At 66.3% G+C, this 15995-nt stretch carries 12 protein-coding genes; 4 read left to right on the top strand and 8 right to left on the bottom strand.

Going from position 1 to position 15995, the window contains the following annotated elements:
• Nucleotides 1-197 precede the first annotated feature (197 nt).
• Nucleotides 198-1415, top strand: a complete 1218-nt coding sequence (locus tag P7L68_RS05715) for an amidohydrolase family protein (protein WP_372003338.1) — start codon at nt 198-200, stop codon at nt 1413-1415.
• A 17-nt stretch (nt 1416-1432) separates the two neighbouring features.
• On the top strand, nt 1433-2395 hold the full coding sequence (locus P7L68_RS05710; protein WP_372003336.1) for a 23S rRNA (adenine(2030)-N(6))-methyltransferase RlmJ: 963 nt from the start codon (nt 1433-1435) through the stop codon (nt 2393-2395).
• A 98-nt stretch (nt 2396-2493) separates the two neighbouring features.
• Here the strand turns inward: P7L68_RS05710 and P7L68_RS05705 are convergent, their stop codons facing one another.
• Nucleotides 2494-3591, bottom strand: a complete 1098-nt coding sequence (locus tag P7L68_RS05705) for a citrate synthase (protein WP_372003333.1) — start codon at nt 3589-3591, stop codon at nt 2494-2496.
• A 519-nt stretch (nt 3592-4110) separates the two neighbouring features.
• Between P7L68_RS05705 and P7L68_RS05700 the strand changes: the two genes are divergently transcribed.
• Nucleotides 4111-5331: a multidrug effflux MFS transporter gene (locus P7L68_RS05700; protein WP_372003330.1), complete on the top strand. Its 1221-nt coding sequence runs from the start codon at nt 4111-4113 to the stop codon at nt 5329-5331.
• A 14-nt stretch (nt 5332-5345) separates the two neighbouring features.
• Here P7L68_RS05700 and P7L68_RS05695 read toward each other — a convergent pair whose 3' ends face one another.
• Entirely contained in the window at nt 5346-7316 is a 1971-nt protein-coding gene (locus P7L68_RS05695; RefSeq protein WP_372003327.1) for a transglycosylase domain-containing protein, read from the bottom strand.
• A 364-nt stretch (nt 7317-7680) separates the two neighbouring features.
• Here P7L68_RS05695 and P7L68_RS05690 point away from each other — a divergent pair, with 364 nt between their 5' ends.
• Nucleotides 7681-8496, top strand: coding sequence for a class III extradiol ring-cleavage dioxygenase (locus P7L68_RS05690; RefSeq protein WP_372003325.1), 816 nt, complete (start codon nt 7681-7683; stop codon nt 8494-8496).
• A 181-nt stretch (nt 8497-8677) separates the two neighbouring features.
• Here P7L68_RS05690 and P7L68_RS05685 read toward each other — a convergent pair whose 3' ends face one another.
• The 6 genes from P7L68_RS05685 to dnaA all read right to left on the bottom strand — a co-directional run bounded on the left by P7L68_RS05685 (nt 8678) and on the right by dnaA (nt 15913).
• The gene (locus tag P7L68_RS05685) at nt 8678-8953 is read right to left on the bottom strand and encodes a hypothetical protein (protein WP_372003322.1); all 276 of its coding nucleotides are present in this window, start codon (nt 8951-8953) and stop codon (nt 8678-8680) included.
• Between the two features lie 41 nt (nt 8954-8994).
• A complete protein-coding gene (locus tag P7L68_RS05680) occupies nt 8995-9261 on the bottom strand; it encodes a hypothetical protein (RefSeq protein ID WP_372003320.1) in 267 nt (88 codons plus the stop codon).
• A 3-nt stretch (nt 9262-9264) separates the two neighbouring features.
• A complete protein-coding gene (gene gyrB / locus P7L68_RS05675; RefSeq protein WP_372003318.1) occupies nt 9265-11769 on the bottom strand; it encodes a DNA topoisomerase (ATP-hydrolyzing) subunit B in 2505 nt (834 codons plus the stop codon).
• Nucleotides 11770-11782: 13 nt separating this feature from the next.
• Nucleotides 11783-13051 carry a DNA replication/repair protein RecF gene (gene recF / locus P7L68_RS05670; protein WP_372003315.1) on the bottom strand — a complete coding sequence of 423 codons (1269 nt, stop codon included), beginning with the start codon at nt 13049-13051 and terminating at the stop codon, nt 11783-11785.
• Complete coding sequence (gene dnaN, locus P7L68_RS05665; RefSeq protein ID WP_372003312.1) at nt 13048-14169, bottom strand: DNA polymerase III subunit beta; 1122 nt, start codon at nt 14167-14169, stop codon at nt 13048-13050. Before dnaN ends, recF begins: the two co-directional genes overlap by 4 nt.
• A 205-nt stretch (nt 14170-14374) precedes the next feature.
• On the bottom strand, nt 14375-15913 hold the full coding sequence (gene dnaA, locus P7L68_RS05660; RefSeq protein ID WP_372003309.1) for a chromosomal replication initiator protein DnaA: 1539 nt from the start codon (nt 15911-15913) through the stop codon (nt 14375-14377).
• Nucleotides 15914-15995 lie beyond the last annotated feature (82 nt).

Genomic DNA, 15995 nt, shown 5'->3' with positions numbered 1-15995 from the left:
CCGCCAAGGTCCGGAGATATCGCGGTAGCGGCGATTATTTACGGCAGAATAGATCGCAAAAATTGACAAGCCGGTTTTCGGTGCTCATTTTTGGCTAGGACAGGGCGGCCAATATCACGCAATGGTGGATCGCCCGAAATCGTCTCGCAGAATGAGACATTTGCCATTTCAGGCAGGCAGCACGGCGGAGCAGCCCGATGACCTATCAGTCCGTTCCGAACCGGCGTGGCGCTTTCGCGTCGGCCGAGAAAAAACATCCCTTCATCGATGCCGATTCTCACATTGAGGATCACGACGGCATCTTCGATTATCTGGACCGTGCCTACTGGCACCGGCGGCCCAAGATCGTCCATATCGGCGACATGATCGCCCATCGAACCCAGCGCAACTATGCCTGGCTGATCGATGGCGAGATGCGCCCCAAGATGCAGGGCTATCAGGCGTCCTGTCATGCCAGCCCGATCGTCACCGACTATGCGAAGCTGAAGCCGGTCAGCACCGCCATCCAGGGCATTCTCGACGTCGACGCCTATTGCGCGAAGATGGACGAGATTCAGCTGGATGTGGCGACGATCTACTCGACCCTTTTCCTCCAGCCGCTGACCCGCGATCCGCTGTTCGAGGCGGCGCTGATGCGATCGTATAACAGCTGGATGGCCGAAACCTGCGCCAAGAAGCCCACCCGGCTGAAATGGGCGGCACTTCTGCCGATGCGCCTGCCCGATCAGGCGGTGAAGGAGGTGCATCGCGCCAAGGCCCTGGGGGCGACCTCCCTGATGGTGCTGGGCACGGTCGGATCGGTTCTGCTGCATGATCGCCGGTTCGATCCGGTCTGGGCAGCAGCGGAAGAGGTCGGCCTGCCGATCTGCGTCCATGTCGGCTGGGCCCATGACGGCATCGGCGAAGGGCTCGACAGCCCGGCTGCAGCCTTCATCCTCAATTTCGAGATGACCATCGTCTTCGGCTTCTTCAGCTTCCTGGGCGGCGGCATCCTCGATCGCTTCAAGTCGCTGAAGGTCGGCTTCCTGGAAGGTGGCGCCAGCTGGTTCCCCACCGTGCTCGACCGGATGGACAAGTGGCGGGTGACACCCGCGGCCGAGGTCTGGCCGGCGGAAAAGGCACCGATCGACTATCTGCGCGAGCGCGAGATCTACTTCACCGTCGAGGGTGACGAGGCCAACCTGCCGGCCTTCGTCGATCTGATCGGTGCCGATCGCATTCTGGGAGCCGCGGACTTCCCGCACACCCACTATGCGGGCGGCAAGCTGGGGGAGGCCTTCGGCTCGATCCGCGAGCGCGACGACGTGCCCGATGCGCATAAGGACCTGATCTTCGGCCCCAATGCCATGCGCTTCTACGGGCTGAAGCCCGAGGATGTGCATTTCTCGAAGCCAACGCAGAGCACGCAAGGCTGATACCGGCCAGCCAGGCCTTGTCGAAAGACGCCGGGGCGGTCACCATCCGGGTGACCGCCCATGGCGTTTCCAGGACAGGGCCCGATCCAGGCATGAACTACGCCCACGACTTTCACGCCGGCAATTTTGCCGACATCATCAAACACGCGGCGCTGGCCGCCACGGTCGCTCATCTGGCCCGTAAGTCGAAGCCCTTCGTGGTGATCGATACCCATGCCGGCGCAGGGCTCTATGACCTGGAAGCCCCCGAAAGCCTGCGCAGCGGCGAGGCTCGTGGCGGCATATTCCGTATCGCCGACCGGCCTGCCACCGACGAACCTGCGCTGATCGCCGGGTTGCGGCGGGCACTGGATGCCGTCGATGACGGCCGAGGTGCCATCGGCACGCGCCGACGCTATCCCGGCTCTCCCCTCATTGCCGCCCTTGCCATGCGTCCGGGGGACCGACTGATTGCGGCAGAGACCGTCGACCCGGTGCGTGCGCGGCTGGAACGGGTTCTGACCGCGCGGGCGCCCCGCCCGGGCCCGCGGATCGAGGTGCTGCGCCATGACGGTTACGGCGTGCTCAAGGCCTGCCTGCCGCCGGGAGAACGGCGCGGTCTTGCGATCATCGACCCGCCCTTTGAAGAAGTGGACGAGTTCGATCGTCTGGCCCGCGCCATGGAGGCTGCGATCGAACGCTGGGCCAGCGGCAGCTACCTGATCTGGTATCCGGTGAAACGGGCCGACGCTGCCGAAGATCTGGCGCGGAGACTTGGCCGCGCTCTGCCACCCCATGTCGAGGGCCTGCGCGCGGAACTGTCGATCCTGCCACCCGGCAGCACAGCCGACGGCATGACCACCACCGGGCTGATCGCAATCAACCCCGCCTGGCCGGTTGAAGAAGGCATGGCCGATCTGCTGGACTGGTGCGCCCGCAGGCTGGCGGCAGATCCGAAGCGTCCCGGCCACTGGCGCGTGAGCCCTCTGCCGCGCGACTGATCGGCCACCGCAAAGGTCGTCATCAACAGACGGCCGGCCGCCCCGACGGGGCGACCGGCCGTTCTGCATCGAGGCGCCAGATGTCAGGATGCCAGAGGTCAGGACGCCTTGGGCATCTCGCCGACATAGGTCGATTCCGGTCGGATCAGGCGGTTCTTGTCGGCCTGTTCCAGGATATGCGCCGACCAGCCGGCCATGCGCGCCAGCCCGAAGGTCGGGGTATAAAGGTCGGTGGGGATGCGCACGCCGCGCAGCACCGCCGCCGCCCAGAACTCGACATTCGGATAGAGATTACGGCCGGGCTTGTATTCCGACAGCAGTCGTACCGCGGTCTCCTCGACATGGACCGAGAGATCGAACCAGGGATCCTCGCCGGCAAAGCTGTCTGCCACCTGGCGGAGTGCCACGGCGCGCGGATCCATGGTCTTGTAGACCCGGTGGCCGAAGCCCATCAGGCGCTCACCGGCCTCGATCTGCTGGCGCAGCCAGGGCTCGGCATTCTCCTTGGTGCCGATCTCCTCCAGCATCGTATCGACTTCCGAGGGCGCGCCGCCGTGAAGCGGGCCCTTCAGCGCACCGATCGCGCCGGTGATCGCAGACGCGATGTCGGAACGGGTCGAGGTGATCACCCGACCGGTGAAGGTCGAGGCATTGAGCCCGTGCTCAGCAGTCAGGATGATGTAGGCGTCGAGCGCGCGGGTATGGACCCGGGTCGGCTTCTCGCCATGGAGCATATAGAGATAGTTCTCGGCATGGCCGAGGCGCTCATCCGGCTCGATCGGATCGCGGCCGGTGTTCAGCGCATTGCGATAGGCGATGATCGTCGGCGCCTTGGCCAGGATCTCCGAGGCCTGCTCGAAAGTAGGCGGCCAGGCAAAGCTGCGATCACCGATCGCCGAGGTCGCCGTGCGCAGCACGCTCATGGTGTCGGTCTCGGGCGGCAGCGCCCGGATGATCGTCTTCAGATAGTCGGGAAGCTTGCGGCGGGCCGCCAGCTCGGCACGGAAGGCCTCGCTCTCGCGTTCGTCGGGCAGGTGGCCGCGCCACAGCAGGTGGACCACATCCTCGTAGGTGCGGGAGATCGCGAGATCCTTGGCCCAATTGCCACGATAGACCAGATAGCCGTTCTTGCCGTCGACAAGCGACAGATCCGTCTCGGCGACGACAATCCCTTCGAGACCTGCATTGATCGTCACGCTCAAATCCTCTCCAGCTACGGGGCGTGCTCCGTCGGCGGAGTCCCTCGCTGCCGGCGCCGCCCGCTGGGGCGGGCGTCGGATTTCCGGGGGGCCCCTGCGTCCGGGCCTCAACATGTGGGGGAGATATAACTCCGCAGGCGGCAGTCCGTCAATTTATTCGCGATTATCGCGGGACAACATGTCACCATAGAATGACGGAAACGCCCGTTACGCAACAACCTGTCTCAGACCTGTCCGGACGGCCATCGGTTCGCCGATATTTCACAACCTACTGTAATCCCGTTCTTATTTTCAAACAGACATGTCAGCATCGCTGACATTTTTGAGGTGCCAGAGCAGAAATCATCATGCATAAGTATTCTTCGAGACAAGGTGTGAAATCCTGTCCGGCGAAATTTGTCTCACAAAGCGAGACTCTGCGGTGCGCCTGGCGATCAAGGCGTGCCCCTTGGCCGGCAACGCCTGACAGCCTATAAGCTGGCAGATCTCCACGCGCTTCCGATCGGCATCGCCGCAATGTCCTCCCCCACCCCCGGCTCCGGCCGCGGTGCCGCCCCCAGCCGCGGTATCACCCTGGTCCTGATCGCGCTGACGGCCCTCGGGCCGCTCTCGACCGATCTCTATCTCCCCTCGCTGCCGGCGATGGGGCGGGATCTGGGCGCGGATGCCGCGACCGCACAGCTGACCCTGACCGGCTACATGTGGGGGCTGGCCCTTGCCCAGCTGGTCTACGGCCCCGTATCGGATGCGCTGGGCCGCCGGCCGGTGCTGATCGCCGGCATGGCGGTGCAGGTCGTGGCTTCGGTTCTCTGTCTCTATTCTGCGACCATCGACCAGCTGGTCATGGCCCGGGTGCTGCAGGGGGCAGGCGCCTGTGCGGGTGCCGTGATCGGCCGCGCCCTGGTCCGCGACCTGTTTCCGCCCGAACGCGCCGGATCGATCTTTGCCTCGATCACCTCCGCAACCGCGCTCGCCCCCATGGTGGCACCGATGATCGGCGGGCAGATCGAGGTGCTGTTCGGCTGGCGCGGCAATTTCGCCGCCCTCGGTGTGCTCGGCATTCTGCTGATCGCAAGCGCCGTCACCATTCTGCCGGAGCCGATCACCAATCGCGATCTCAGCCGGATCCGGCCGGTCGCCATCCTGCGGGCGATGAGCGACCTGCTCCACGACCGCCGTTTCGTGGGTCTGGGCATCTGCACCTGCTCCGCCTTCGGCGCGCTTTTCGCCTGGGTGTCGAATTCCTCGGTGCTGCTGATCGAGGGCTACGGCATCCGGCCTGAGCGTTTCGGTCTCTATTTCGGTCTGGCCGTCGCCGGCTATGTGGCCGGTGCCGGTATCGGCGGGCGGCTGGTGATGCGGCTGGGCTCGCTGCGTCTGCTGACCATCGGACTCTGCCTGATGGCAACCGGCGGCCTGGTCATGCTGGCCCAGGCGCTGACCGGCACCGACAGCGCCCTTGGCGTCACCGCCGGCGCCGCTTTCCTGCTTGCCGGTGCCGGTTTCGCCCTGCCTCAGGCCTTCACCGCGGCCATTCTGCCCTATCCCCACATGGCCGGCACCGCCAGCGCGCTGATCGGCAGCACCCAGATGACCACGGGCGGTATCGTCGCTGCCGCCACGGCGCCGCTTGCCGACGGCACGCCGATCCCGATCGCGGGCACCATCCTGGTACTCGCCACCATTGCCCTCACCGCCAACAGGCTGCTGGTCCACCGGCCCAACCGGCCGGCCTGAACCGGCATTCGCCGTCAGCGGTCGAAACGCTCCCCGGGGAAGGCCGGTGGGTTCGAAAGTCGTGACGGCTGGGAAGGTGCCGGGTGAGCAGGCTGCGGTGCCGACGGGCGCCCAGGCTGAGAGGGCTCTGTCGTCTCCTCACCGAACAGGCCGCGCAGCAGGCGCGAGAGCGGATCATCCGACGGTGGGGGCACCGGTGCCGGTGCCTTGGTCTCCAGCACCGGCGGCGGCACCAGCATCATCCGGCCGCCACCTTCCGACATCGCCCGCGCCCAGATCTTGGCCGGCAGCCGGCCACCGGTCACGCCGCGCATGGGCGCGTCATCATCATTGCCAACCCAGACACCGGCCGAGACGGCGCCGGTATAGCCGATGAACCAGGCGTCACGGTAGTCCTGGGTCGTGCCGGTCTTGCCCGCGATGACGGCGCCCCGCAGCTGAGCGGCACGGCCGGTCCCCGTCTCCACCGCCTTGACCAGCATGGCGTTGATCGCCTCGACGGTATGGGCCGACAGAACCGGCTCGACAGGGTCCGGCGCCGTACGCTGATAAAGCACGCTCCCGTCAGCCGCCCGCACGTCCTCGATGGCCCAGGGCTGGACAGGACGGCCCTGATTGGCAAGTGCCGCATAGGCCGCGGTCATCTCCAGCAGGGTCTCGGAACCGGTCCCCAGAGTCACGCTCGGCACCCGCGGCAGGTCGCCCGACAGGCCAAGCCGGCGGGCAGTGGCAATCACCCGATCACGCCCGACTTCTTCGGCCACCCGCACGGTTGCGGTGTTGAGCGAGCGCGCCGCGACCTGCGCCAGCGGCACTTCGCCCGCATATTCCGGCTCGAAATTGGCCGGCGACCAGCCATCTACCGTCACCGGCGCATCCAGTACCAGGCTGTCCGGCGCCCAACCCGCTTCCAGCGCGGCCAGAAAGGTGAAGAGCTTGAAGGTGGACCCCGGCTGCCGCCAGGCCTGGGTCGCGCGGTTGAACTGGCTGGTGCGATAGTCACGGCCGCCGACCATCGCCAGAACGCCGCCATCAGGCGCCACCGCCACAAAAGCTCCCTGGCCCGCCTTGAGTTGCGGCCCGTCGGCTGCCAGCACCTCGCTCACCGCGGCTTCCGCGGCACTCTGCAACTCCGCATCCAGGCTGGTGCGGACCACGATGTCGCGGGTGGTGGGCTCGATATGGGCCGAGAGCTGGTCCAGCACCCAGTCGGCGAACCAGCGCCGGTTGGTGGCGCCCACCGTCGCCCGGGCCGAGGGAGCGAGCTTGGGCACCCGCACCTCTTTCGCTGCCTCCGGCGTCAGATAGCCGACATCGACCAGGTTCTGGACCACCGCCCTCATCCGCCGCTCCGCCCGCTCGGCCGCAGAGGTCGGTGCATAGGCCGAGGGGGCCTGGAGCAAACCCGCGAGCATCGCAGACTGGCCGACATCAAGCTCCTCGACCGGCTTGTCGAAATAGCGCCGCGCCGCCGCGTCGATGCCATAGGCGCCGGCGCCGAAATAGGCCCGGTTCAGATAGCGGGCCAGGATCTCGTTCTTGTCGTAGACCGCCTCCAGGCGGAGCGCCATCACCGCTTCGCGCAGCTTACGCTCGAAAGAGCGTTCCGGAGTCAGGAACAGCATCTTGGCCAGCTGCTGGGTGATGGTGCTGCCGCCCTGCACCACCCGGCCGGCCGAAAGATTGGCATAGACCGCGCGACCGATGCCGAAGATGTCGATACCGGGATGCTCGTAGAACCGCCGGTCTTCGGTGGAAAGCACCGCCTCGACCAGGGCCGGCGGCAGATCGTTGACGGTGATCTGGCGGCCGGTCAGCCGGCCGTAGACGGCGATTGCGGTACCATCGCGCGCCAGCACGGTGATGCCCGGCTCCGCCGCAGGCTTGTTCAGTTCATCCAGCGACGGCAGATCGCGCAACACCCAGGCGATGTAGCCGGCAAAGACCAGCGCCACCACGCCAGCAGCGATGCCGACCCGGCGCAACCAGCGTCGCGGCGGCCGACCGCCGCGGCCACCGGTCCCCCCCCTTCCCGCTCCACGACGCCCGTTGCCGCCACCACGACCCGATGCTCTGGCCTCACCGCCAGAGGGGCGGCGCTCTGCCATCAGAAGCGGGCCATCCCGTCCCGGGACCTCGGCGGCAGCCGGCGACAGCACGGGATCACGACGGACGGGAACTGAGGCTCGGCGCATGGATGGCAGGTCTCGGAACGGGGCGGGAACAATGACTTTGCACTTGCGGACACTACGTGGAACGGCCTGTTCCAGGTCGTGACCTTCATGCGACTTTGCCGGATCAGTCCGTAGACGCATACTCGGGATCGAACCCCAGCCGGAGGACGCCCCCATGAGCCAGGCCGCGACCGCGCGCATACCCGCAATCTACATCCCCCATGGCGGCGGCCCCTGCTTCTTCATGGACTGGACGCCCCGCGACACCTGGGCCCGCATGGGCGACTTTCTGCGCGGGCTGATCGTCGGGCTGCCGGTGCGGCCGCGCGCGATCCTGATGGTCTCCGCCCACTGGATGACCGACGATTTTGCCGTCACCGGTGCCGCGGCGCCGGAGCTGATCTACGACTATTACGGCTTCCCGCCACACACCTATCAGCTGCGCTATCCGGCGCCCGGCGATCCCACCCTCGCCGCCCGGGTAGTCGATCTGCTGAGGGCCGCCGACCTCGCCGCCCATGTCGACCCCGCGCGCGGTTTCGACCACGGCATGTTCATCCCGCTGCTGCTCGCAGCCCCCGAGGCCGATCTGCCGGTGGTTCAGCTGTCGATCCGCAATGATCTGGATCCGGCAAGCCACCTCGCCGCCGGTACAGCCCTTGGCGCATTGCGTGACGAGGGCGTGTTGATCCTGGGCAGCGGCATGAGCTTCCACAACATGCGTGGCTATGGCGATCCGCGCTTCGCCCCGATCTCCGACAGCTTCGACGCCTGGCTGACCGATGCAGTAGAGGCCACCCCCGCCGCCCGCCATGCGGCGCTGACGCACTGGGCGGAGGCACCCGCGGCACGGCTCTGCCACCCGCCCCGGGCGGAAGAGCACCTGATACCGCTCATGGTCGCCGCGGGTGCGGCACCCGAAGGACGGGGCCGGAAGATCTTTTCCGACCGGGTGATGGAGACGACGGTTTCGGCGTTCCGGTTCGATTGACGCAGGTGAGCCTCGCGGCTACCAGACCGGCGCGTCTTCATCCTGACTGCGTTCTCGGATGGCTGCCAACAGAATCAGCTTGGATGGTGTGCGAGTTTCATCCCGGGTCCGCAAGCGCTGCACGACATCATCCGTCAGCCCGATCTCGCGGGCGCGGCGCGCCTGTTCGCGGGTGAAGTCGTCATATTTTCCCAGGAAACGCATAGACTTCGACCTCGAACCATTCCAAGGATCGTCCGGGTGCCTGCTGCTCAATCTGGTGAGAAAGATATGGGCGATCAATCCGGTCAACAAGCATTTTGAACAGCACGATCGCCTGCTCCAGGCGATCGCGATCCAACCGAGACGTCGCATCAGCCTGCGCCACCCGGTCAGCAATCAGATCTTCCACTCCGATAAAATCGACATAAAACCCCGGCTCAAATTCGATCCGCGAAACATGGTCGATCGATCCCATGCCGTCCAGGAGACGTGAACCAACCACCTCTATACCAATATTCAACGCGTAATTTTGCAATCCATGCGTCCCATCGCGTGGCGTTTCAAAGCCGAGTCGCGCAAGACCGCTTCGAGTTTATCCTGGCTGGGAGTAACGATATCAAAATCGCCCGAAATGAAGCGTGCAGCCGTATAGAATTCTACAGCTGCTCCACCCACCAGGATCGGCCGCGCAACCCCTTGCGCTTCCAGTTTCCGCGATGCTTCTGCAAGGATCAGCAGTGCGTCCTTGAATGACTGCCGTCCCTGCAGAGCATCATCGGCCATAGATCACACGTCCAGGTTGGAAACGTTCAGCGCGTTGTCCTGAATGAAGTTGCGGCGCGGCTCCACCACATCGCCCATCAGGGTGGTGAAGATTTCATCCGCCTCGTCGGCGTGATTGATCCGAACCTGAAGCAGGGTGCGGCTGTTGGGATCCATGGTGGTCTCCCACAGCTGGTCGGCGTTCATCTCGCCCAGCCCCTTATAGCGCTGCACCTGAATGCCGCGACGCCCGGCCTCCAGCACCGCCTCGAAGAGATCACGCGGGGCGACGACCCGCACCTCGCGCCCCTTGTCGAAGGCGATCGTGGCAACGCCGTCGAAGACCGGGCCCAGTTCGGCCAGATGACGGCTGATCAGCCGCGCCTCGCCGCCACGCGAGAGGCTGGCATCGATGGCATAGCTTTCCTGCATGCCGCGCAGCTCGCGGCGCACCCGGATCCGCCGCACCTCGCCCGCCCGGCCGGCACCGGCCGAGGGGCCGATCTCGCCTTCCGCGGCACCGGTCTCGACCGCGAAGGACCAGCCGCGATCATGCTCGTTGGCACGGGCATCCAGCCGACTGACCAGGACGGTACCGGCGCGTTCCGCCGCCGCCCGGTCGGCAAAGGCAGCCTCGGAAAGCGCGCCGGCGAGGGCCGCTTCTTCCAGCAGCCAGAGCGGCGCACGCCGTGCGATGGCCTTCAGCTGGTTGGCGACATCGCGTGAGCGCTCCACGATCACCCGCAGGTCACCGCCGGCATGCTGGGCACCCGAGGCCAGGGTGAGAACGGTGTCCTCCAGCGCCTGGGCGATCAGGTGGTTCTCTAGCTCCAGCTCGCCCTTCAGATACACCTCGCTCGACCCGCGCTTGATGCGGTAGAGCGGCGGCTGGGCGATGAACAGATGGCCGCGTTTGATCAGCTCGGGCATCTGGCGATAGAAGAAGGTGAGCAGCAGGGTGCGGATATGGCTGCCGTCCACGTCCGCGTCGGTCATGATGATGATCTTGTGGTAGCGCAGCTTGTCGGGATCGAAGTCGTCCCGGCCGATGCCGCAGCCCAGCGCCGAGATCAGCGTGCCGATTTCGGCCGAGCTCAGCATCTTGTCGAAGCGGGCGCGCTCCACGTTCAGGATCTTGCCGCGCAGCGGCAGGATCGCCTGATTGGCACGATTGCGGCCCTGCTTGGCGGAGCCGCCTGCCGAATCACCCTCGACCAGGAAGATTTCGGACTTGGCGGGGTCGCGCTCCTGACAGTCGGCCAGCTTGCCGGGCAGGCTGGTGATATCGAGCGCGCTCTTGCGCCGGGTGAGTTCGCGGGCCTTGCGTGCCGCCTCGCGCGCCACCGCCGCCTCGACCACCTTGCCGACGATCGCCTTGGCGTCCTGCGGGTGTTCCTCGAACCACTGGTCCAGACGCTCGCCCACCAGATTCTCAACCGCCGGCTTCACTTCGGAACTGACCAGCTTGTCCTTGGTCTGGGACGAGAATTTCGGGTCCGGCACCTTCACCGACAGAACGCAGGTCAGACCCTCGCGCGCATCCTCGCCCGAGATCGCAACTTTCTCGCGCTTGGCAAGGCCGGAAGACGCCGCATAAGCGTTGATCGTGCGGGTCAGCGCCGCACGGAAACCGGCCAGATGGGTGCCGCCGTCCCGCTGCGGGATGTTGTTGGTGAAGCAGAGAACATTCTCGTGATAGCTGTCGTTCCACTGCATCGATACTTCGACCGTGATCCCGCTGCGCTCACCCGACACGGTGATCGGCAGCGAGTGCAGCGGCGACTTGCTGCGGTCCAGATAGCGCACGAAGGCTTCGATACCGCCCTCGTAATGCATGCGATGGACCGCCGGTGTCTCCGCCCGCAGGTCGGTGAACTCGATCGTCACGCCGGAGTTCAGGAAGGCCAGCTCACGCAGGCGCCGTTCAAGGGTCGCCGCGTCGAATTCGGTCCTGGTGAAGATGTCGGTCGACGGCAGGAAAGTGATTTCGCTGCCGGTCCGGTCGCCGGAGGGCCCGACGATTTCAAGCGGAGCCTCGGCATTGCCCATGCGGAACCGCATGAAATGCTCGTTGCCCGCCCGCCAGATGCGCAGCTCCAGCCATTCCGACAGCGCATTCACCACCGACACGCCGACGCCGTGCAGACCGCCCGAGACCTTATAGGAGTTCTGGTCGAACTTACCGCCGGCATGCAGCTGGGTCATGATGACCTCGGCCGCCGACACACCCTCTTCCTCGTGGATATCAACCGGGATGCCGCGGCCGTTATCGCGCACGGTCACCGACCCGTCCGGGTTCAACACCACATCGACGGTATCGCACCAGCCGGCCAGTGCCTCGTCGATGGCATTGTCGACCACCTCGTAGACCATGTGGTGCAGGCCCGAGCCGTCGTCGGTATCGCCGATATACATGCCGGGACGCTTGCGCACGGCATCCAGGCCGCGCAGCACCTTGATCGAATCGGCGCCATAGGACGTGGCTGCGATGGCAGTCTCGGACGGGGAGTGTGCGGGCTGCTCTGTCATCGAACCGGTTCCATCATCCTCGGTCATGGTCGTCCGCCGCCGGCAGGGAAGTGCCGGCAGGGTCGACGATCTGGTCGCGGATCGCCGAGGCATCGGTGATCCGCACGAACTGCGCCCGTCCGCCGCCGAGCCCGGCGAAGAGCGGGCGGTCGGTGCCGGTAAGCCAGGCCTGGGCGCCAAGCGAAACGAGCACGTCATACAGCGCGTCGCGTCGCTCGGCATCGAGATGGGCTGCAACTTCATCCAGCAGCAGGATCGGCGCCGATCCTTCCACCGTCCGTTTCAGCCGTGCCACCGCCAGCACCAGGGCCAGCAGCAGCGCCTTCTGTTCGCCGGTGGAGCAGCGCGCCGCCGGCATGCCGTTGCCCTCGTGGGTCACGGCCAGATCCGTGCGATGGACACCGGCCCGGGTCGTCCCGGTCTCGGCATCGATCCCCCGGTTTTCGGCCAGCCGTCGGGCCAGCCCGTCTTCCACCGCAAGGGCGGGCTGGCCGGCAAGTGCCGCCTCCACCTCGCCCTCAATCGCAATCCGGGCCTTGGGGAAGCCGTGACCACCCGCCACCAGAACCGATTTCAGCTGGCTTGCGAAACCCAGCCGCGCAGCCGCGATCGCAACGCCCTTGGCGGCCATGGTCGCCTCCAGCGTGCCAAGCCAGGCGGGATCCCGCCGGCCATCTCGCAGCAAACGCGCCCGCTCGCGCATCGCCTGCTCGTAGGCGGCGATCCGCCCGGCATGGTCGGGATCCAGCCCATAGACCAGCCGGTCGAAGAACCGCCGCCGGTTGCCCGCCCCCTCGACGAACAGCCGGTCCATCGCCGGCGTCACCCAGAGGACCGACCAGCGCCGCCCGAGTTCCGCTGCGCTCGAATTACGCCCATCCACCCGGACAATCCGGCGCTCACGCTCCAGACCGCCACCGGCCAGGCCGGTGCCGACCTCGACCGGACCGTCGGCCGTCTCGACCGTCGCCGCAACTGCCCAACCGCCGCCGGCAGCGCGGATCTCCTCGCCCGGAGCCAGCCGGTCCATTTCCCCAAGCCGCGCACCGCGCAGACCGCGCCCGGGAGCCAGCATAGACACGGCTTCAAGCAGATTGGTTTTACCGGCACCATTGGGCCCGGTCAGCACCACCGGTGCCGGATCCAGCGCCAGACGCAGGGTCGGGTAATTGCGGAAGCCGGTCAGGACCAGCCTGGTGATGGCCGGTCGCATCACGCCGGGCCGCAAGGACGCGGCACCGGTCACGCGCTCCGGAAAATCGGTGAGGTCGGACGTGATCAAATCCGCATCGGCATCAGCACATAGAGCGCACCGGCGTCCGCCGTGTCGCGGATCACCACCGGCGAAGCCCCGTCAGCGATCGCCAGCTCCATCAGATCGCCGTCGATCTGGCCGGCCACATCAAGCACATAGCGCGAGTTGAAGCCGATATCGATGTGCTGGCCTTCGTAGTCGACCGTCAGCTCTTCACTTGCCGAGCCGTTATCCGGGCTGGTCACGGCAAGATCAAGCCGGCCATCGGTGAGCGAGAACCGTACGGCGCGCGACTTCTCGCTCGAAATCGTGGCGACACGATCCACCGCGGCCGCGAAGGGCTTGCAGTCGATGCGCACCATCTTGTCGTTGCCCGCCGGGATCACCCGCTCGTAATCCGGGAACGAGCCGTCGATCAGCTTCGAGACCAGGACCACATCGCCGAAGACGAAGCGGATCTTGGTTTCCGACAGTGCCACAGACACCTCAGCCTCGACCTCGTCGACCAGCTTGCGCAACTCGCCCACCGCCTTGCGGGGCACGATCACGCCAGGCATGCCGGCCGCGCCTTCTGGTACATCCGCCTCGACACGCGCCAAGCGGTGACCATCGGTCGCGACCGCACGCAGCCGGCGGCCATCCGGCCCTTCGGCCACATGCAGATAGATACCGTTCAGGTAGTAGCGCGTCTCTTCGGTGGAGATTGCGAAGCGGGTCTTATCGATCAGCCGCTTCAGCTCCTCGGCCGGCAGCGAAAAGGCGAAGGGCAGGTTGCCCTCGGCGATCTCGGGGAAATCCTCGGCCGGCAGCACCGACAGCGCCGAAGCGTAGCGCCCGGCAGTCAGCTTCACCTGGCCCTTGGCGGCATCAAGCGCCAGCTCGACCTCGGCTCCGTCGGGCAGCTTGCGGACGATGTCGTGCAGCGTGTGCGCCGGCACGGTGGTCCGCCCCGGCTGCCCCACCGTCGCCGGCACATCCTCCACCACCGACAGATCCAGATCGGTGGCGGTCAGGCGAAGCCGGCCCGAGGCTTCCGCCTCGACCTGCACATTGGCCAGGATCGGAATCGTGTTGCGGCGCTCGACGACGCTCTGCACGTGGGTCAGCGCGCGGAGCAGGGCGGCGCGTTCGATGGTCAGCTTCATGTGCGCTCCCGGTGAGGGCTGTCGATCGGCTTGGGGCATGCCCGGCCGGCAGATCTGAGAGGGCGGTGACGGCCCCGGAGACGGTTCCGGACTCTGGCCCCGTCAGGGGCTAGGAGTATACCGCCCGCGCGCGCGTGAAGCCAGTGCGACGGCAGATTTCACCGGGGCGCGGACCGCGCAGCCGGGACGGGACGGATGGCTCCGTTCAGCTTTCCAGCATCCGCCGCAGCAGCTCGATATCGTCGGAGAAACCGGCATCCTGACCGGCCAGTTCCTCGACCTTCTTGACCGCGTGCATCACCGTGGTGTGGTCGCGGCCACCGAATTTGCGGCCGATCTCGGGCAGGCTCGACTGAGTGAGCTGCTTGGCCAGGTACATCGCCACCTGCCGCGGCCGCGCGATGGCGCGCGAGCGCCGGGCGGAGTGCATGTCCGAGACCCGGATGTTGAAATGCTCGGCCACCCGCTTCTGGATGTCCTCGATCGTCAGCCGGCGCTCGTTGGCGCGCAGCAGATCCTGGAGCACTTCCTGGGTGGTCTCCAGCGTGATCGCCCGGCCGACCAGGGTCGCATGGGCGACGACACGGTTGAGGGCACCCTCCAGCTCGCGGACATTGGAGGCGATCTTGTGGGCCAGGAATTCCAGCACCTTCACCGGCACCACCGCACCCAGCTGATCCGCCTTCTGCTGCAAGATGCCGAGGCGCAGTTCATAGGTGGTGGGATGAATGTCGGCGACCATGCCCCAGCCGAGGCGGGAGCGCAGCCGCTCTTCCATACCATCCAGGTCCGAAGGCGAGCGGTCACCGGAAACCACGATCTGGCGATTCTGATCCACCAGCGCGTTGAAGGTGTGGAAGAACTCTTCCTGGGTCGAGTCCTTGCCGCTGATGAACTGCACGTCGTCGATCATCAGCACGTCCACGGAGCGGAACTGCTCCTTGAACGCCATGGTGTCCTTGTAGCGCAGCGCCCGGATGAACTCGTACATGAATTTTTCGGCCGACATATAGACGACCTTGCGGCGCGGATTGCGGCCGCGGATATGCCAGGCGATGGCATGCATAAGATGGGTCTTGCCCAGACCGACGCCGCCATAGAGGAACAGTGGATTGAACTGGACCGTTTCGCTTTCGGCAACGCGCAGCGCCGCCGCATGGGCCAGTTCATTGGGCTTGCCGCAAACGAAATTGTCGAAGGTGAAGCGCGGGTCCAGCCCGGCCGACCACTGATCGATCCGCTCCGCCGCGCGGCTGCCCGCCTCCGCCTCGGCATCCCCATCGGCCATGACGATCGCAGGCGCCGCCGCCGAGGCGGCACGCGGTGTCGCGGCCCGCGCCGGGGCGGCAGCAGCAACGGCGGATCTGGAAGCCACGGGTGCCGTCATGGCCATCGGCACCGGCGGCAGATCCACGACCTCCGCAGGCCGGGCGGCTGACCGGGCCGCAGCCTCTGCGGCAACGGGTTTCACACCGGCCACGGCGATATCGACCCGGCGGACCGCCGGGTTCTCCCACGACCACAGCACGCGGATGCGGTCGGCATAATGCGACACCACCCAGTCGCGCATGAAGCGGGTCGGCACCTGGATCGTCACCCGGCCATCGGCGACCGAAGCGAGAGCCAACGGCTTCAACCAGGAATAGAATGCAGCATCACCGAACTCGTTGCGGAGCGAGTCGCGCACACGGGCCCATTGTGCCTCATATTCGGCGAAGTCAGCGGGATCGGAAACCGAGGTCATGGGCAGCGGCAGTCGGAGTTGGCGGGGGTCGTCCGGCTTCATGCGGACGAACGGCAACCGCGCCGCCCCCTCTCGGGCCACG

It is taken from the genome of Tistrella mobilis (assembly GCF_041468085.1).
In the GTDB taxonomy this organism is placed as follows: Bacteria; Pseudomonadota; Alphaproteobacteria; order Tistrellales; family Tistrellaceae; genus Tistrella; species Tistrella mobilis_A.
Note: the sequence above shows the minus strand (reverse complement) of the source record. Positions and strands in the feature narration are given on the sequence as shown.

Coding starts and splice junctions, on each gene's coding strand:
- dnaA (WP_372003309.1), bottom strand. CDS start 15,913: ATGACCTCGGTTTCCGATCCCGCTGACTTCGCCGAATATGAGGCACAA.
- P7L68_RS05680 (WP_372003320.1), bottom strand. CDS start 9,261: ATGGCCGATGATGCTCTGCAGGGACGGCAGTCATTCAAGGACGCACTG.
- gyrB (WP_372003318.1), bottom strand. CDS start 11,769: ATGACAGAGCAGCCCGCACACTCCCCGTCCGAGACTGCCATCGCAGCC.
- dnaN (WP_372003312.1), bottom strand. CDS start 14,169: ATGAAGCTGACCATCGAACGCGCCGCCCTGCTCCGCGCGCTGACCCAC.
- P7L68_RS05715 (WP_372003338.1), top strand. CDS start 198: ATGACCTATCAGTCCGTTCCGAACCGGCGTGGCGCTTTCGCGTCGGCC.
- P7L68_RS05690 (WP_372003325.1), top strand. CDS start 7,681: ATGAGCCAGGCCGCGACCGCGCGCATACCCGCAATCTACATCCCCCAT.
- P7L68_RS05685 (WP_372003322.1), bottom strand. CDS start 8,953: ATGGGATCGATCGACCATGTTTCGCGGATCGAATTTGAGCCGGGGTTT.
- P7L68_RS05700 (WP_372003330.1), top strand. CDS start 4,111: ATGTCCTCCCCCACCCCCGGCTCCGGCCGCGGTGCCGCCCCCAGCCGC.